The sequence below is a fragment of the Mucilaginibacter sp. genome (genome assembly GCF_965277465.1).
Classification (GTDB): domain Bacteria; phylum Bacteroidota; class Bacteroidia; order Sphingobacteriales; family Sphingobacteriaceae; genus Mucilaginibacter.
In genome coordinates, this window is sequence record NZ_CBDICW010000002.1 from 1,406,081 (window position 1) to 1,423,522 (window position 17,442).

Consider the following 17,442-nt stretch of genomic DNA (forward strand, 5'->3'; position numbering starts at 1 on the left):
TTATGTTTTGGTAATACAAAATGTTACTGGGCTGACAGTTTAAAAAACCATCAGCTTTAATTTTGTATTAACTTTTAGACCGAATTGGTCAAAACGATATAAATCTATTTCCATATCATGAAAACGTATCTTGTTCCTATTGATTTTTCGGAAGCATCAGTGCATGCAGCGGAATTTGCTGCCGCCCTGAGTCATCAAACTGATGTTAGCCATATTATTTTGTTAAATGCGTACTATGTATCGGTTTATGAAACGATGCTCCCTAACCCCGATATGGTGCTTTTACAAGAAGATGAGATTGAACAAAATGCTGCCGACAGGATAAAGAAATTAGAGAGCCTGAAACGGAGACTTTATAATCATGTTAGGGCAGGTGTTGAAATAAGTACACATTTAAACCGCACGCACCTGGTACGTGCCGTTGTTGAAAATGCGATCAGTAAAAAAGCCGACCTGGTGATTTTAGGCAGTAAGGGTAATAGCAGCGCTGAGGATACGCATATAGGCAGCCACGTTGTTAAAATATCAAAGGCCAGCCCGGTGCCTGTTATTGTAGTGCCGCCGGCTTATGATTTTGAAACCATCAGCAGGGTAGTGGTAGCTATTGATTTTAAAAAGGTTACCGAAACCGTTCCTTTAGAAGAGCTTACCAAGCTGTTAAGTAAAAAGAAATTTGACCTTTTGGTTGTAAATATTGATAATGATGCCAAACATATTGGAAAAGATGCCGAACAGATGGCTGAAGAAACTGCCCTGCACAGTATGTTGAAAAAGTTTAACCCGGCCTATTATTATGTTAATGAAACGGATGTAATTAACGGCATACTAAAGTTTGCTGCCGATAAGGATGCCCAGTTAGTTATAGCACTGCCGCATAAATACAGTTTTTTACAATCGTTAATGCATACCAGTATCTCACAGCAATTGGCCGAGATTGCCTCGGTGCCGGTTTTATTACTTAAATAGATAACGGCTACTACTAAATCAAAAGAGGATGTATCAAATTCAATTTTAGTAAAAGATGCCAAATGATACCCTCTTTGAGATCCCTGTGTCTTGGTCTTAGTGTGCTTAGTGGAAAAATTAACCACAAGCCCACTAAGAAAGCCAAAAAGAAAAACTGAGATCATCTATTTGCAAAATTATGCTGCATTATTCTTTTTGATACAGCCCATTTTGGTTAATAACCTAAGGTAAACCTCTTTTTAATGTAGTTGTTGTTTTCTAATTCATTCACTATAGCTACTGCCATATCTTCAACATAGATCTCACATTTACCAGCTGCATCAAACACCGGGCTATCGGTTCCCAATCTGAATTTGGCGGTGCGCTCACCGGGGTGCAGGTTTATTGCAGGGCTTAAAAATGTCCAGTCTAACGCTTCTTCTTTCCGTATTATGTTTAAATAATCGCGTGCTGCTGTTGCTCCGGGTTTATATTCCGCAGGGAACTGAAGGCCATCCACTAATTGTTTACCATCAATTTCTAAACTCCCGGCACCACCTACTACCAATAAGCGTTTAACACCCGATGCTTTTACAGCCTGCTGAATTGATTCGGAACCTTTAATAAAATCTGCATAGATTTCCGGGTTTGTCCAGCCTGGGTTATAGGCGCTAACCACTGCATCGTGTCCGCTTATTAATTCGGCTAAAGCTGTGGTATTAAAAATATCAGCCGCTTTTATGGTCAGGTCCTCGTTTACGGTACTAATCTTTTCAGGATGACGAACAAGTGCTGTTACCTTATAGTCCCTATTTAATAGTTCTGTTAAAACTGCGGTACCTACAAAGCCCGAAGCTCCTATTAATGCTACTTTCATAATTGTTTTTGTTAATTGTAATTAAATATGTTACAGTTTATATTAAATTTTTTTAATCGAATTGTTTGCTGAAACCGGCCAGCGTCATGCTGCCTAACTTGGTTACCAGTGCAGCTTCCATTTCTGCTTGTAAATTATTTAAGTGCGTATTGATCTGCCTGCCGACCGGGCACTCCGGATTAGGTAAATTTTTTGCCTGCCCTAAAACGGCGCCTTGTTTAACCGCCTTAAAAATAGCGGAGAGCCTTATTTGTGATGCCGGTTTGCCCAGGCTATAGCCACCGTTTTTACCTTCTTTACTAATTATTAACTGATGGTTGCGCAGGTTACTAATTTCTTTACGCACCAGGGCCGGGTTAATATTTATACTGCCGGCTATATAGTCTGACGACAATAGTTCATCATCAGCCCTGCATAACAGGGTTAGGATATGAATTGCTATTTGAAATCGTCCGTTCATTCTGTAATAAATAAAATTACAGTACAAATTTATTGATAATTGTGAGCAATAAAAGGGCTTTAAAAAAATTGTACTTTTAATTACAAAGGGGTGATATTTGCTTTATGAGGGCATGAAAGCATTAATTGCCTGATCTGTAAATCTCTACAGTTAAAAACTTAAATAGCCCGAAATAAAATATTATTCAATAATATTGATAATTAGGTAGATATTGAATATTATTGTAACTTTATTAACTATCGCGAAACCCCTTAACCACTAAATTATTACATGAAAACACTCGGAAAAAAAATCAGGCTACTACGCCATCAGAAGGGATGGAGCCAGGAAGATGTTGCTAAAAGACTGGATATATCTATCCCGGCATTCTCAAAAATTGAAACAGGCATTACTGATATTAATTTATCCAGGCTTGAGCAAATTGCTACTTTGTTTGAAATGACAGTAGTGCAGTTACTTACTTTTACCGATTCGGAACAGGATCAAAAGTTTGTGAATGAGTTAGAAACCATTAACAAAAAGCTGATGGACCGCGAAACCGAGGTAATTGATCTGCAAAAAAAGGTTATCGAGTTATTTGAAGAATTAAGACATAATAAAGCTACTGCCTGATTCTACTTTTCTTAGTTTTTTATTGAAATATGTAGCGCATGGTTAAATGTTTTTTACCAAATACTGCGCCCATTGCATTGTGCATCGCTATCATTTTTTCGTTAAAATCGCCAACCCACGATAGTTCTAATTCAGTATATTGATTTAGCGGCAGCACGTATTCGCCCAGTGTAATAAACAACCCTGACTCCAGTCCGTGGTTTTGGAATTTCTGTTTCGTTCCCATAACAATTGCCCTCATCCGCGAAACTCCTTTCCACTTCTGATATAAGAACCGCAGCTTTCCAATCAGGTTTAGCTTGCCGTTCAATGGTTTTATCATAGGGTTAGCATCGGGCAAAATTATCATAAACGAAGCCGGCTCACCGTTTACATAGGCAAACCATATCAGGTTTTCATCCATTATTGCCTTCATTTTTTTGAAGCTTTCGGCAATAGTTTTATGATTAATGGGTACAAAGTTTTCAAAATCTTTCCAGGCATCATTATAGATTTCCATAAAATCTGCCGCAAACTTGTCAATCTCCTTAACTTTAAGGTGCTTAAACTCATAGCCGGGCTTTTGAGTTACCCATTTGGCTATTTTATAAAACCTTGCCGGGAAGGGTTTTAATATATCTAAATGATTGGTGATCTGGGCATACTGTGTTTCAAAACCGTAATGCTCAAAAAAGGCCTGGTAATAGGGCGGGTTATAATTCATACCGTAGGATGGGGCAGTAAAGCCTTCAACCAATAACCCCCAAAAGTTATCATTTTCGCCAAAGTTAATGGGGCCGTCCATTGCCTTCATGCCGTTTTCGGCCAGCCAGTTCTTGGCAGTATCAAATAAAAGGAAAGCAGCAGCTTCATTATCAATACATTCAAAAAAGCCCATGCCACCCGTTGGCTGTTCGTAATTAAAGGCCTTTTTGTTATTTATAAACGCAGCAACACGGCCAATGGGCTGTCCTTTGTCATCAGTAAGCACCCAGCGGATACATTTACCATTTTGATGGAAATTGTTTTTAGCCGGATCAAATACAGCCTCTATATCGTTATCAAGCGGACAAACCCAGGTTTTATCATCCTTATAAATAGCCCTTGCGGTATCCAAAAATGCTTTTTTGCTTGCTTTGTCTTTTACTTCAGTTATGGTCATTGTGTGCGTTTGCTGAAAACAGCTGTTATAAAAAAAGCATTCAGAGGCATGGTCTGAATGCTTTATAATAAGATATATTAATTACCTATTAAAAATCGTCGTCGTCGTCGTCATCATAATTTTCAAACCCGATATCATCTAAAGGGCCGTCAAAATCATCATCATCATCTACTGCCTTCTTCTTTGACGGTTGGTCGAGCGTGCTATCGTCATCATCATCCTCGCCCGCGCTTTTAGAATCTACTTTCTTGTTTACAGGTTTTTTTGGAGTTCCCATTGCCATGAATTTTTTAGTAAAACTTTTTTCAATAATAACTTAATTGCATCTAACTGCAAACAGCTTTTTAATTATTCTGCTAATTGTATTTCTAAGTAAAAATAATCAAAATCATTTTCATTAAAAATAAGATTTGAAAAAAATATTTTTTGTTTTTGGACGCTTCTGGCACGGGTAAATTATTCAGCCTGTTCGCCTATAGTAGCCGTATTGTCGGTAAATTCCTTAATCTGAGGAAGTTCGTTTATGCTGTTTATGCCAAAGTAATCCATAAAAAGTGCACTGGTGCCATAAAGCGTAGGCTTGCCTAAACTTTCAGATTTTCCGATAATGGTAACCAGCTCTTTTTCGAGTAGTTTTTGAACCGAGTAATCGCAATTTACACCGCGGATCTGCTCAATTTCCTGTTTAGTTACGGGTTGTTTGTAAGCTATAATAGCCAAAGTTTCTAATGCGGCCTGGCTTAGTTTCTTTTTTGACCGTTGGGCCTGTAGCAGGCTTATTACCTGGTGAAAGTTTTTCTTGGTTAAAAACTGGTAGCCGTTGCTCACCTTAACCACTTCTATGGCAAATTGCTTATCCTGGTATTTAAGGGTGATATTTTTGATGTGCAGGTTTATCTCATCCTCGGTAAAATCTTGCTCAAAGGCCGATTGCAGGCAATATATGATCTCTTCTGTACGGATGCTTTGCTCCGAAACAAATATTAAAGCTTCAATGTATTGTTCTATATCTTCCATTTATTGCGATGGGGAACGGGATGCTGAAGTCCGAAAGTAAAAAAAGCTTTTCATCCGGAAAATATCTCCGGACAAAAAACTTTTTAATATATACGGCTTAATAATTTATCACCTGCTCTTCAATAGCGGCAGGTATATCGCGCCAATCGTATTTTTGGGTACGTAACTGCGGTTCAAACCCGGCTTCTTTAATAGATTCCTGTATCCCTTTTGCGGTAAAACGGTGTGGTGCACCTGCTGCTGATACTACATTTTCCTCAATCATAATGGAGCCAAAATCATTAGCACCAGCATGTAAACATAATTGGGCTACCTGTTTACCAACGGTTAACCACGATGCCTGTATGTTTTTAATGTTTGGCAGCATAATACGGCTCAGGGCTATCATGCGGATATACTCATCGCCGGTAACGTTGTTGGTAATGCCCCTTACTTTACGTAATAAAGTACCATCATCCTGAAATGGCCAAGGTATAAAGGCAACAAAGCCATAAGCGCCCTCCGGTTTTTCTGATTGTACCTCGCGGATCCAAACCAAATGCTCAAAACGCTCTTCGATGGTTTCGATATGGCCAAACATCATAGTGGCCGAGCTTGGCAGGTTGATCTGGTGTGCTGCACGCATCACATCCAGCCATTCTTTACCACCGCATTTGCCTTTACTTATCAGGCGGCGCACACGGTCGTTCAGTATTTCTGCACCGGCACCTGGTAATGAATCAAGGCCTGCGGCTTTAAGTTCCCTTAGCACATCTATATGGCTCATACCCTCTAACTTGGCTACGTGCGCAATCTCGGGCGGACCTAATGAGTGTAGTTTTAATGTTGGATATAGTTCTTTTAACTGCCTGAAAGTATCTGCATAAAACTTTAAGCCCAAATCAGGGTGATGACCGCCCTGCAACAATAGCTGATCGCCGCCGTAACGGAAGGTTTCCTCTATTTTTTGCTTGTAGGTTTCTATATCCGTGATATAACTGTCCTCGTGTCCCGGGCGACGGAAAAAGTTACAGAACTTGCAATTGGCTATGCAAACGTTGGTTGTATTTACATTACGGTCAATTTGCCAGGTAACTTTGCCATGCGGCACCTGTATTTTACGCAGCTCGTTGGCTGTGTACATCAGGTCGGCAGTGGAGGCGTTATGATAAAGATAAACTCCTTCTTCCTGAGTTAAAAAATCAAACCGCAAAGCGCGTTGCAACAGATCGGCTGTGTTCATGCACAAATATACGAAGTAGGTGGATTGATTTTAAATGCAATGCGATAATTGACAATTAAATGTATAGGGTGCAAAATATCTTGGTAAAAACACCATGCATTGTGTCTTAAGCATACTCGAGACACAAATTATTGTGCCTCTACTGAAGCTTTGATTAATTTACAACCTCGCCTTTATCCAGCTTTAAAACCTTTGTTACGCTTTCTGGTATCTCGTGCTGGTAATGTGTTACGTAAATAAGGGTAACATTGCTTAGCCTGCAAATGGTATCCACTAAGTTTTTAAAATGCTGCTGCTGATGATCGTCGAGCCCCTGGCAGGGTTCATCAAATATTAAAAGTGCCGGATTTTTGATAAGGGCACGTGCCATAAGGCAAAGCCGTTGCGCACTTGCCGGCACATTTTTTAGTAATACGCAAGCATATTTATCAATTTCCAAAGCTTTCATCCAGCGTAAAGCGGTATCGGCTCTGGTCTTTATTGATGGCCTGAAGAGGCCAAGCGTATCATAATAACCTGATTCAATTACCTGTAAACAACTATTATCGGTAGGGAAATATTGATGCAATTCGGGAGATACAAAGCCGATCTTGCTTTTTATATCCCAGATGCTTTCGCCCGTGCCCCGCTTTTTATCAAACAAAATAATATCATTGGCATAAGCCTGCGGGTTATCACCATTGATAAGGCTTAGTAAAGTTGATTTTCCGGCACCGTTAGGACCTAATAATGCCCACCTGTCGCAAGTATCAATTTGCCAGTTTACATTATTTAAAATTACCTTATCGCCATATTTTATGTGCACATTGTTCATTTTAACAATGTTTTGATAAGCAATTTTGCTGGCATTCGTGTTTAACAGGGCTATCAGTTCATTATTATCAATCTCATCTTTATCATTGCTCATGTAAAGTTGAGGGTCAAACTGGTCTTTGGCTATTGTTTGGGCAATGGCGCCATTTTGTAATGCTGCAATATGAGTTATGGCGTCAGGGATCTCGTAGGGTGATGTGGCTACAATCACCGTAATGCCCGATTCAATAATATCGGTAATTATTAAATTGAATTGTTTGCGCGTTTCTACATCAAGCCCGGTTAAAGGGTTATCGAGCAGGAGCAAAGCAGGGTTCTTTAACAGCGCAGCTGCTATCATTAAGCGTTTTGTTTCGCCGTTTGATAGTTTGATGATCTGCTTGCTGATCAGTTCGGTTAATCTTAACAGGGTAACCGTTCTTTCAAATGTCCAATAGATATTGGTTTTTGATAGGGGCGTTATAGTATTTAAATATTGTTCAACAGTTAATGCATCTTCCGAATCGGACGAGTTATAGCGTTGCTGATAATACAGATCGGTGGTGTTTGACAGATTTTTAAAATGGTGCCGTGGTTCAACTAAAGCAATCAGTTTATGGTGGGTTAAATAGCTGGTGGCTGTTTCGGCCTCATTAATAAATTCATCAAAAAAAGAATATTGAATATCTCCGCCGGTAATGTTAAACCGACCGGCAATGGTTTGCAGCAACGCACTTTTTCCTGAGCCGCTTTTACCAATAAGTGCCCAATGCTGCCCTTTATCAACGCTGAAATTTAAATTACTAAAAAGTTTATTGTTTAAAAACCTAACGGTGGCGTTGTTTATTGAAAATATAGATGTAGACATTGCTTCCTGATTGCCCGGTAAATTTAATTATCTATTTGTATCAGCCTAAATAAATTTCAATTAACAATTGCTAAGAGTGGCAGAGGGGATGAAGCAATAAGCAGAAGGAGAGGATATAAAACAAAAACGCTCCCGATAATTATCGCGAGCGTTTTTGTTTATAAAAAAAATGAGATTACATTTTTTTCTTAGCTGTATCAGCAGTCATTTTTTTAGCTGTGTCAGTCATTTTTTTAGCTGTATCCATCATTTTTTTAGCTGTATCAGTCATTTTAGCTGAGTCCATTTTAGCTGAATCCATTTTGGTTGAATCTGCACCAGCAGCACCTTTACCTTTACAAGCTGCAAAAGAAACAGCGATAACTAAGGCTAAAGCGCCCATTTTGAAAGAATTTTTCATGTTAATTTTTTTTAAAGTGATTAAATAGTTTGCCTATTAATACCTCAAAAAACAAAAGGTAACCCATAATTTTTAAATAAAAATTACAAGTCACCTTTTGACAGTTTAAAAACTAAAAAATTAACAGAAAAAACTAAGCGAAATTATTTCTTCTTAGTAGTGTCTTTTTTAGTGGTGTCAGTTTTAGCTGAATCAATTTTAACGGTTGAATCTTTCTTTACAACAACAGTTGAATCAGTTTTTACTGAATCAGTTGTAGAAGAACCTTTACCTTTACAAGCTGCAAAAGAAACAGCGATAACTAAGGCTAAAGCGCCCATTTTGAATGAATTTTTCATCTTTGGATATTTTTAAATGTGAGTGTTTGAAGATTAATACTCAAATATTAAAAAGGTAACCCATCAATTTTAAAAAAAATATAAATTCTATAGTTTTTGTAGAATTTGTGATGGATAAAGTGAAAATTCCTTAGCTGCTTAGTTCTTTTTCTTTACCTCTGTTTTTTTAACTTCGGTACTTTTAACTACTTTGCTAACGGTATCGGTTTTCATTTTTGAGGTATCGGTTGCCGGTTTGGTAGTGTCAACCTTTACAGTAGTGTCCTTGCTGCTTTTAAAAGATGAGGATGAATCAACTTTTGCAGAATCGGCCGAACCTGAGGCCTTTTTTCCCGTACAAGCCATAACCGATAGCGAAAGTACAAGCGCTATGCACGGAAGCTTAAATAAGTTTTTCATATTGTTTTGTTTTAAGTGTTGCTCTTTAACAAATTTTTAGGCAGATGGTTTTATTATCGCTTTTATCGTAAATATTAAATAAGTTGCAGTGTTTTAATTTATAGTAAATAGAAATATGTTAGCCTACTGTTAAATGGTTTAAAACCAGCTTATTTGAAATTATTTCGGTTTTAATTTTTTTTTACCAATAATGGGTTACAATTTCGCATAAATAGTATTAAGTAGTGAGTAAAGACTTAAATAGCGGTATACCAACAGATAGTGAAGTTATCTTAGGTATCCTAAACAATTCGGAAAGTGTTATGAAGCGGCTGTATGTTGCTTATTTTCCGATGATATTACAACTGATCATTAATAATAATGGTAGTGCTGATGATGCCAAAGACATTTATCAGGAAGCCATAATTGTTCTTTATAATAAGGTTAAAACAGGCGACTTTGAGTTAAGCAGTAAACTTAAAACCTATATCTATTCAATTTGCCGCAGGCTTTGGCTTAAAAGGCTTACACAAATGAACCGGTATGGCGGAGATATTAAAGATTTCCAGGAGTATTTAACTGTTGATGACGAAACCGAAAAAAATAACGAGCGCGACATCCAGTTCAATAAAATGGGAAGTGCACTTAAGTTATTGGGCGAGCCTTGTAAAACCATTATTGAAGATTTTTATATCAATAACAGATCAATGCAGGAGATCTGTGAAACTTTTGGGTACACCAACGCAGATAATGCCAAGACCCAAAAATACAAATGTCTGCAAAGGCTGAAAAAATTGTTTTTTCAGCAAAAATAAGGAGTATAGCGATGAGCGAAAATCAGTTAGCAGAAGAAATTGAACGTTACCTAAGTGGTGAGATGACCAAGGACGAACGTGCACGTTTTGAAGTTATGCGTAGCGAAAATACGGATATTAACAGAAAGGTAACTGAGCACAAGCATTTTACCAACCTGATAAAACAATACGGTGAGCGCCTTGAATTAGAAAGACGCTTAAATGCCATACACGATGAAATTGATGTGCATGCCTTAGAAGAAGAACTAATGATAAACCCTCCGTTTATTGTAAGGTTATGGCGCAATCATCATTCAAAAATATCGGTAGCGGCTTCAATAGCCATATTTGCTGTTTTATGTACCTTATTTTTTACCGGGTACCTTAACAACAGGGAGGTTAATTACATTAAGCTGCGTGGCGAGATCAATAAGATAAGTAAAAAAACCAACGAGTTAAATAATAAGGTAAATAACCTTAACCCGGTACATGCAAATATTGTTAACCCTGGTAATTTCAGGGGTACTGGTTTTGCCATATCTTCAAACGGGTATATTATTACTGATAACCATGTAATTAACGGGGCTGATTCTGTTTATGTGCAAAGCACCGATGGAAAATCATACAAAGCCAAACTGGTGTATTCAGAACCACAAACTGATATTGCTGTTTTGGTAATTAATGATCCTGCTTTTAAAACATTGGGTGCCATACCTTATGCCTTTAAGAAAGCAGAAACAGATATTGGCGAAAATGTATTTACCATTGGCTATCCGCGTGATGCGATGGTTTTAGGCCCGGGCTTTTTAACAGCCAATACAGGCTACCAGGGCGATACCATTGCTTACCAGGTTTCAATACCTGTTAACCCGGGTAACAGCGGCGGCCCTTTATTAGATAGTAAGGGAAACCTGATTGGTGTTATTGATGCCAAACAAACCCACATGGAAGGCGCAGGCTTTGCGGTTAAATCAAGCTATTTGCTGAAGGCTATACAGGCTATCCCTGCCGACTCACTAAAGAAACCATTGAATATAAACTCAAAAAACGTATTGGCAGGCTTGAACCGCGTACAGCAGATCAAGAAAATGCAGAACTATGTTTTTATGATACGGGTTTACAAGCAATAAAGATCCCAAAAAACACATATATATGTGTAGGCGTTCCGGTATTACCGGAGCGCTTTTTTGTTTTAAAGGATATGGATAAGGGGTAAATGAAGTTTATCTGTCAACCTCGCCCAATACAAAGTCTATAGAGCCAACAATTGCTATCAGGTCGGCTATCATTACTCCCTTTGCAAGTTCGGGCAATACAGACAGGTTATTAAAGCTTGGGGCACGTGCCTTTACCCTTGTGGGGATCTCAGATTTACCATCGGCCATAAAATAAAAGCCAAGCTCGCCTTTAGCGCCTTCGCATCTTATGTAATAATCCTGCGCCTTAGGTATGGTTTTGCGCGGCATTTTTGCGCGTGGGTCAAATTCGGGGGTGCGTTTTAATTCTTTCTGCAGCCTGTCTAAACACTGCTCAATCATTTTTACGGATTGCTCTATCTCATCAACGCGTACTTTGTAACGGTCCCAGCAATCGCCTATGGTGCCCATTTCGCCTTTGCCAACAGGTATATCAAATTCAAGTTCGGGGTAAACGGAGTAATTATCAATCCGCCTTAAATCCCACATTAAGCCTGATCCGCGCAGCATAGGGCCCGAGCAGCCGTAATTAATGGCCACATCCAATGGTAGCACGCCAATATTTGCGGTACGGTTAATAAATACCTGGTTATCTGTTAATAGTTGATTAAGCTCAACCATTTTAGGTTTAAAGTAATCCACAAACTCGCGGCAGCGTTCTTCAAAGCCAACCGGCAGATCGTAAAATAAGCCGCCCACCCAGATATAATTATACAGCATTCGCGAGCCCGAAGCCCACTCCAGCATGCCCATAATATGTTCCCTATCCCTAAAGCACCATAAAAACGGGGTGAAAGCGCCAATATCAATACCGTAAGTACCAATAGCTATCAGGTGCGATGCTATCCGGTTAAGCTCACAGACCAACACCCTGATGTATTCAATGCGTTTGGGAATATCTTTATCAATCCCTAACATCCGCTCAACACCCATAACAAAGGCGTGGCTATTATTCATAGAAGCTAAATAGTCGAGCCTGTCGGTAAAAGGGATAGTTTGCTGATAGGTTAATGATTCGGCATGTTTTTCAAAACAACGGTGCAGGTAGCCGATATGCGGTATAACCTCTTTAACTATTTCGCCATCGGTAATTAACTCCAGCCTTAGTACGCCGTGCGTTGATGGATGCTGCGGCCCCATATTCAGCACCATATCCTCTGTAGCGGCGGTGGCTATTTTTTGGTAATAGTTGTTTAAAGCGGTATTATATTTAGGGTTGGAGCTGTTCAATTTTTTATTATTGCTGAACCCGGTTATTTATCCCGGATTATTTTGAATTTAAAGATCGCCTTCAAATTTATTCATTTCCGGTTTAAACAGCTAAGATTATCATAATAAAAGATAGACAAAATCCCTTATAAGCAAAAAAGCCCGTGGTAACAGAACCACAGGCTTTTTGTAGGATATTTAACCAGAGATTATTACATCACCTTTGGTTTAAAGCTTTCGCTTATTTTACTGCTTTGTGTGGCTAACCAGGCATAGCTGTACATTGCTATGGCTTTTGCTTTACCCTGGCGGCTTTTAAACGTCCATACATCTTTCATAAACTCTTTATGATTTTTGCTGTTCAGCGTATCAAATGCAACCGAGATAGTAGGGGTAAGGGAGTAAGCGGTATGCCATGTACCAAACGGAATAAATAAAGTTTCGCCGGGGCCTACTACAAAATTTATAGGGGTGGCATCCTTATATTTAGGATGCTTTTCATAATCAGGCTCAAAAATATTCAGTTCCGAACGCCATGGATCATCAGGGCGTGGGTAAAGCATTTCTTCCTGCCCGCGCGGAAAAACGGTGAATTGTTTTTCGCCGTATAACTGCGTTATCCAAGCATTTAAGTGATAATAATCAAGGTGCAGGTACGGGAATTTACCTCCTGGGCCACCGATAAACAATTCGGTAGCGCCGCCCCATTTACCAAGCGACTGGAACATTTTATTTTTTAGCCAGTTTGGCGAAGCATAATTAAGATCAAGCGGGTCTAAAAGGGGCATCAGCTCCGGTAAAGTTTCTGGTATATCAAATATAAAAGGATATGGTGCCGGTTTCTCTTCGGTACTGGCTTCTACCATATCCATAATTTCTTTCATGTTATAGTTTTTCCCACGGCAATCGGTAACACGCTCAGGGTAGTTTTCCCTAAACCAATCGGGCGTAAAAAGTCCGTTAGCTTTCCAAACTTTTGCAGCCTTTGTAAATACCAATGGAATACCCGGTTTGTAATGTTCTTCAATGAACTCTTCGTAAGAAATATTATCCCTTCTTATAATATCCATGATCTTAAATTACGTTTTATTTATGTTTAGGTGAATAGTTTCAATATATTGAATAGCCAATAGATTGGATTATTACGAAATTAAGGTGCAAAAGGTTTAGCTGTTACAATAGCAGAATCCCTTAATAACAAAACAGTAAAGATGTAAATCCTTTGGGCGAGTGAGCGGGGCTTAGTCTATTTTGATGCCTTTGTAATATTCAGCATTTTTATAACCCTTGCGCAGGGGGAAACCTTCCCAATCATCGGGCAGTAAAATGCGGCGCAGATCAGGGTGGCCTTCAAAAAATATTCCTAACAGATCATAAGTTTCGCGTTCGTGCCAGTCAGCAGTGCGGTAAACAGCTGTTAAGCTGGGGAAGGTGGGCAGATCATCCGGATCGCCATTGTTCTGTACACTTGTTTTTAGCGTAAGCTGGGTTTTATAAGGGATGGATGCCAGGTGATAAACTACGCCAAAACGATTATTTTCGGTGCCGTAATCAACACCGGTTATGCTGGATAGGAAATCAAAATAAGTTTCAGGATTGTTACGCAGTTCAAGACAAACCGCTACAATGCGATCGGCCTCAATAAGCAAAGCTGGCTGCAGCCCGGTTGTTTCTTCACCAACAATTATTTCCGGGCCAAATTTGTCAATCAGCAATAATTTAACATCCTCAAAAATCATGGGGCTAAACGCGTTTTTTTCCAGGTCTTATTGTCAATCTTTTTATAAACAATACGGTCGTGCAAACGGCTTGGGCGGCCTTGCCAAAATTCTATCAGGCGGGGCTTTAAAATATAACCACCCCAAAAAGACGGTTTTGGTACTTCTTTATTTTCGTATTCGGCCGATAGCTCGTTCCATTTTTTTTCTAAAAGATCACGGCTGTCAATTTCCTGGCTTTGCGGGGAAACAACAGCACCTATCTGGCTGTTTTTTGGGCGCGAATGAAAATACTTTTCAGATTGCTCCTTGGTTATTTTTTCGAGCGTGCCTTCAATGCGTACCTGTCTTTCCATACTTGGCCAAAAAAAAGTTAAGGCACCAATTGGATTTTTGGTGATCTCTTTTCCTTTACGGCTCAAATAATTGGTATAAAAAACAAAACCTGTATCATGCACACCTTTCAGCAAAACAATACGTGCCGAGGGGCGGCCATCAGTTGTGGCTGTTGCCAGGGTCATGGCGCTGCGTTCTGGAACTTTTGCTTCCTGTGCCTCGTCAAACCACACCTCAAATTGTTTCATTGGGTCGGCTTTGGTACTGTTTTCAGTTAAGGTTGCTGCGGTGTAGTCTTTCCGCTCGTTTTCTAATTCGTCCTGGTTCATCACTGCAAACTTACTAATTAATTATCCCGTACATATACTATTGTATTTCAAATTCAGAAAACTGAACATATTTTTGTAATACTTGTTATATTGAGCAACCAAATTAACTTATATGCTTAGTTCCATTTCGGCAGCCGCAGGGCGCTTGTTAATATCGGAGCCATTTATGATGGATCCGAACTTTAAAAGAGCAGTGATTTTGTTAACAGAATACGCTGAAGGTGGCGCTATGGGTTTTATATTAAACCATGCAAGCGAGTTTTTATTGGGCGATATTTTACCCGATGTATCCTACTCCGAGATTCCGGTTTTTATTGGCGGCCCTGTAGCTCCCAATACATTACACTTTATTCATTGCTGCCCGCACAAAATTGATGATGGTATTGAAATAGGCGAGGGTATATTTTGGGGTGGTGATTTTGAAATGGTGAAAGAACTGGTGAGCAGTTACCAACTGAATGCCGATGAAATAAGATTTTTTACAGGTTATTCCGGCTGGACACCCAAGCAGTTAGATGATGAAATAAACGAGGATAGCTGGATAGTGGCCGATAAGTTGAGCATAAGTACTATTTTCTCGCAAAACGAAGAAAATTTATGGAAAGAAGTGGTAATAGGATTGGGGCAGCGTTACGCACACATCGCTAACTTTCCGGAGAATCCATCGTTAAATTAATGCTGCACTAATCACAAAAAGTTAAACTATTTTTCCATTTCCAAAGCCGACTCTTCCACCTTTTTCTTTAGCTCTTCTTTATAAGTTATTAGGTTTTTAACTATCTGCTCATCGGCAGTTGATAGTATTTGGGCTGCAAGGATACCTGCATTTTTAGCTGCATTTAAAGCTACAGTAGCAACCGGGATGCCATTAGGCATCTGTAAAATAGAAAGTATTGAATCCCAGCCGTCAATTGAATTACTTGACTTTACCGGAACACCAATTACAGGCAAATGAGTTAATGAAGCCACCATACCAGGTAAATGCGCTGCACCGCCAGCACCGGCAATAATAACTTTTAAGCCACGGCCAGCTGCTTCGCGTGCGTAAGTGAACATACGGTCGGGAGTGCGGTGGGCTGATACTACCGTGATCTCGTAAGCAACACCTAATTCTTTTAAAACGTCGGCAGCATCCTGCATAATATGCAGATCTGATTTGCTGCCCATTATAATGCCGATTTTTGGTTGGCTCATTATTTAATTTATTAACTGATTACTTTTAAAGTTTGCTGCACAAAGCGTGCTTTTTCTATGGCTTTTTCACGGTCGGCATCAACAATAGTAACATGCCCCATTTTACGGAAGGGCTTGGTTAAAGCCTTGCCATATAAATGTACGTAAACACCGGGGCATTTTAATACCTTCTCAATCCCTTTGTAAATAGCCGGGCCCTCGTATCCGGCTTCGCCTAAAATATTTACCATTATGGCATTGTTTAAGCAGGCAGTATCGCCCAAGGGCTGGTTAAATATGGCCCTTAAATGCTGTTCAAACTGCGAAACCACATTACCCTCGATAGATTGGTGCCCACTGTTATGCGGACGTGGCGCCAGCTCATTAACCAGTATTTTGCCATGCTTATCTAAAAACATTTCAACAGCCAATAAACCTACAATGTTAAGGTCTTCTGCTATTTTAACGGCTATTTGGGCAGCGTCCTGCTGAATTTCAAATGGTAGGGTTGAGGGAGATATTAAAAATTCCACTAAGTTGGCTTCAGGATTAAATTCCATCTCAACCAAAGGGAAGGTTTTTACCTCGCCGTTTTCATTACGGGCAACTATAATTCCTATTTCTTTTTCAAAATCAATCCAGCGTTCAATCAGGCTGGGTTCGGTAAAGGCTTTAGCCAGGTATGATTCATTCAGAACTTTATAAACACCTTTGCCATCGTAACCATCCCTGCGTAGTTTTTGAATATAAGGAAAAGGAATATGACTTTGCTTTAATTGCTGTGCCGATGATATTACCTGGAATTCGGCAGTGGGGATATTATTTTCTTTAAAAAATTGCTTTTGCAGGCCCTTATCCTGTATCAGCCTGATAATGCGTGGCTGCGGATAAACTAAAACTCCTTCTTTTTCTAACTGTTCCAGTGCATCTACGTTAACCTTTTCAATTTCAATAGTTATCATATCCACCTTTTTGCCAAAATTGTAAACGGTTTCGTAATCGCTTAATGAGCCTACAACAAATTCGTCACATAGTTTACGGCAAGGGGCTTCACGATCCGGATCCAGGATCTTTACCGTTACATTGTAATTAATAGCCTGCTGTATCAGCATACGGCCCAACTGGCCGCCGCCTAAAATTCCTAATTTTAAATCTCCGTAGAATGCTTTCATTATAATAATGCAAGTTTAGCCTAAATCTTTCAAAAAGCCTAAATCATAGTAATACAAGAATAACAGTTTACTTACTCTTTTTTACCAGTTTAACATAAAAAACAGCGTGAATTAACAGGAATATGGTACCTGTTGAAAAATAAAATATGCCGTCGCCGGGTCTTAATTTCAAAAAAAATGTTGTTGCTATAAACACAATGGGCCCGGCAAAATAAAGGATGAGGCGGGTGCTTATATTGTTCCACAAGGTGGTATTTGCCAAAAACAATGAGGAGGCCGACATAATGAACAAAATGACATTGAGCAGCAGCGCACCCGATACAATTAAATTAGCAACCTGGGCATAATCATAATGCGTGCCCCTTTGTGAGTATGCATAATAAATACAATTAACCGCAATTGACACTACTATTGAGGTGATAAATGTTTTAAAAAGATTTTTAGTAAGTGTATTCATGATGAGGT

The 17,442-nt window shown here is 39.3% G+C and carries 22 protein-coding genes; 5 read left to right on the top strand and 17 right to left on the bottom strand.

Annotated elements, in window-relative coordinates:
* Positions 1 to 117 precede the first annotated feature (117 nt).
* Entirely contained in the window at positions 118 to 966 is an 849-nt protein-coding gene (locus ACQY4U_RS18575) for a universal stress protein (RefSeq protein WP_428330953.1), read from the top strand.
* A gap of 214 nt (positions 967 to 1,180) precedes the next feature.
* Here the strand turns inward: ACQY4U_RS18575 and ACQY4U_RS18580 are convergent, their stop codons facing one another.
* Positions 1,181 to 1,822 carry an NAD(P)-dependent oxidoreductase gene (locus ACQY4U_RS18580; RefSeq protein WP_428330954.1) on the bottom strand — a complete coding sequence of 214 codons (642 nt, stop codon included), beginning with the start codon at positions 1,820 to 1,822 and terminating at the stop codon, positions 1,181 to 1,183.
* A gap of 52 nt (positions 1,823 to 1,874) precedes the next feature.
* Positions 1,875 to 2,282: an Rrf2 family transcriptional regulator gene (locus ACQY4U_RS18585; protein ID WP_428330955.1), complete on the bottom strand. Its 408-nt coding sequence runs from the start codon at positions 2,280 to 2,282 to the stop codon at positions 1,875 to 1,877.
* Positions 2,283 to 2,552: 270 nt separating this feature from the next.
* Between ACQY4U_RS18585 and ACQY4U_RS18590 the strand changes: the two genes are divergently transcribed.
* A complete protein-coding gene (locus tag ACQY4U_RS18590) occupies positions 2,553 to 2,894 on the top strand; it encodes a helix-turn-helix domain-containing protein (protein WP_428330956.1) in 342 nt (113 codons plus the stop codon).
* A gap of 19 nt (positions 2,895 to 2,913) precedes the next feature.
* On the opposite strand, the gene ACQY4U_RS18595 is transcribed toward ACQY4U_RS18590, so the two are convergent.
* The 8 genes from ACQY4U_RS18595 to ACQY4U_RS18630 all read right to left on the bottom strand — a co-directional run bounded on the left by ACQY4U_RS18595 (position 2,914) and on the right by ACQY4U_RS18630 (position 9,071).
* Positions 2,914 to 4,035, bottom strand: a complete 1,122-nt coding sequence (locus ACQY4U_RS18595; RefSeq protein WP_428330957.1) for a GNAT family N-acetyltransferase — start codon at positions 4,033 to 4,035, stop codon at positions 2,914 to 2,916.
* An 88-nt stretch (positions 4,036 to 4,123) separates the two neighbouring features.
* Positions 4,124 to 4,312: a hypothetical protein gene (locus ACQY4U_RS18600; protein WP_428330958.1), complete on the bottom strand. Its 189-nt coding sequence runs from the start codon at positions 4,310 to 4,312 to the stop codon at positions 4,124 to 4,126.
* A gap of 179 nt (positions 4,313 to 4,491) precedes the next feature.
* The gene (gene scpB, locus ACQY4U_RS18605) at positions 4,492 to 5,052 is read right to left on the bottom strand and encodes an SMC-Scp complex subunit ScpB (protein ID WP_428330959.1); all 561 of its coding nucleotides are present in this window, start codon (positions 5,050 to 5,052) and stop codon (positions 4,492 to 4,494) included.
* 97 nt (positions 5,053 to 5,149) lie between these two features.
* Complete coding sequence (gene mqnC, locus ACQY4U_RS18610; protein WP_428330960.1) at positions 5,150 to 6,274, bottom strand: cyclic dehypoxanthinyl futalosine synthase; 1,125 nt, start codon at positions 6,272 to 6,274, stop codon at positions 5,150 to 5,152.
* A 154-nt stretch (positions 6,275 to 6,428) separates the two neighbouring features.
* Positions 6,429 to 7,934, bottom strand: a complete 1,506-nt coding sequence (locus tag ACQY4U_RS18615; protein WP_428330961.1) for an ATP-binding cassette domain-containing protein — start codon at positions 7,932 to 7,934, stop codon at positions 6,429 to 6,431.
* A gap of 175 nt (positions 7,935 to 8,109) precedes the next feature.
* A complete protein-coding gene (locus tag ACQY4U_RS18620; RefSeq protein WP_428330962.1) occupies positions 8,110 to 8,334 on the bottom strand; it encodes a hypothetical protein in 225 nt (74 codons plus the stop codon).
* A gap of 143 nt (positions 8,335 to 8,477) precedes the next feature.
* Positions 8,478 to 8,672 (bottom strand): hypothetical protein, encoded by a 195-nt coding sequence (locus ACQY4U_RS18625; RefSeq protein WP_428330963.1) that lies wholly within the window; start codon positions 8,670 to 8,672, stop codon positions 8,478 to 8,480.
* Between the two features lie 138 nt (positions 8,673 to 8,810).
* Positions 8,811 to 9,071, bottom strand: a complete 261-nt coding sequence (locus ACQY4U_RS18630) for a hypothetical protein (RefSeq protein WP_428330964.1) — start codon at positions 9,069 to 9,071, stop codon at positions 8,811 to 8,813.
* 224 nt (positions 9,072 to 9,295) lie between these two features.
* Here ACQY4U_RS18630 and ACQY4U_RS18635 point away from each other — a divergent pair, with 224 nt between their 5' ends.
* Together ACQY4U_RS18635 and ACQY4U_RS18640 are read left to right on the top strand one after the other, a co-directional pair.
* Positions 9,296 to 9,865, top strand: coding sequence for an RNA polymerase sigma factor (locus tag ACQY4U_RS18635; RefSeq protein WP_428330965.1), 570 nt, complete (start codon positions 9,296 to 9,298; stop codon positions 9,863 to 9,865).
* Positions 9,823 to 10,974, top strand: a complete 1,152-nt coding sequence (locus ACQY4U_RS18640; RefSeq protein WP_428330966.1) for a S1C family serine protease — start codon at positions 9,823 to 9,825, stop codon at positions 10,972 to 10,974. Before ACQY4U_RS18635 ends, ACQY4U_RS18640 begins: the two co-directional genes overlap by 43 nt.
* 93 nt (positions 10,975 to 11,067) lie before the next feature.
* Here ACQY4U_RS18640 and ACQY4U_RS18645 read toward each other — a convergent pair whose 3' ends face one another.
* The 4 genes from ACQY4U_RS18645 to pdxH form a co-directional block, all read right to left on the bottom strand.
* Positions 11,068 to 12,192, bottom strand: a complete 1,125-nt coding sequence (locus ACQY4U_RS18645) for an NADH-quinone oxidoreductase subunit D (RefSeq protein ID WP_428331760.1) — start codon at positions 12,190 to 12,192, stop codon at positions 11,068 to 11,070.
* 269 nt (positions 12,193 to 12,461) lie between these two features.
* Entirely contained in the window at positions 12,462 to 13,319 is an 858-nt protein-coding gene (locus tag ACQY4U_RS18650; RefSeq protein ID WP_428330967.1) for a cupin-like domain-containing protein, read from the bottom strand.
* A gap of 171 nt (positions 13,320 to 13,490) precedes the next feature.
* Positions 13,491 to 13,988 (bottom strand): NADH-quinone oxidoreductase subunit C, encoded by a 498-nt coding sequence (locus ACQY4U_RS18655; protein ID WP_428330968.1) that lies wholly within the window; start codon positions 13,986 to 13,988, stop codon positions 13,491 to 13,493.
* Entirely contained in the window at positions 13,985 to 14,632 is a 648-nt protein-coding gene (gene pdxH / locus ACQY4U_RS18660; RefSeq protein WP_428330969.1) for a pyridoxamine 5'-phosphate oxidase, read from the bottom strand. The genes ACQY4U_RS18655 and pdxH overlap by 4 nt, the downstream gene beginning before the upstream one ends.
* Positions 14,633 to 14,744: 112 nt before the next feature.
* Here pdxH and ACQY4U_RS18665 point away from each other — a divergent pair, with 112 nt between their 5' ends.
* Positions 14,745 to 15,308, top strand: coding sequence for a YqgE/AlgH family protein (locus ACQY4U_RS18665; protein ID WP_428330970.1), 564 nt, complete (start codon positions 14,745 to 14,747; stop codon positions 15,306 to 15,308).
* Positions 15,309 to 15,334: 26 nt separating this feature from the next.
* On the opposite strand, the gene purE is transcribed toward ACQY4U_RS18665, so the two are convergent.
* The 3 genes from purE to ACQY4U_RS18680 form a co-directional block, all read right to left on the bottom strand.
* A complete protein-coding gene (gene purE, locus ACQY4U_RS18670) occupies positions 15,335 to 15,826 on the bottom strand; it encodes a 5-(carboxyamino)imidazole ribonucleotide mutase (protein WP_428330971.1) in 492 nt (163 codons plus the stop codon).
* A gap of 11 nt (positions 15,827 to 15,837) precedes the next feature.
* Positions 15,838 to 16,977, bottom strand: a complete 1,140-nt coding sequence (locus tag ACQY4U_RS18675) for a 5-(carboxyamino)imidazole ribonucleotide synthase (RefSeq protein WP_428330972.1) — start codon at positions 16,975 to 16,977, stop codon at positions 15,838 to 15,840.
* A gap of 67 nt (positions 16,978 to 17,044) precedes the next feature.
* A complete protein-coding gene (locus tag ACQY4U_RS18680) occupies positions 17,045 to 17,434 on the bottom strand; it encodes a hypothetical protein (protein ID WP_428330973.1) in 390 nt (129 codons plus the stop codon).
* Between the last annotated feature and the right edge of the window lie 8 nt (positions 17,435 to 17,442).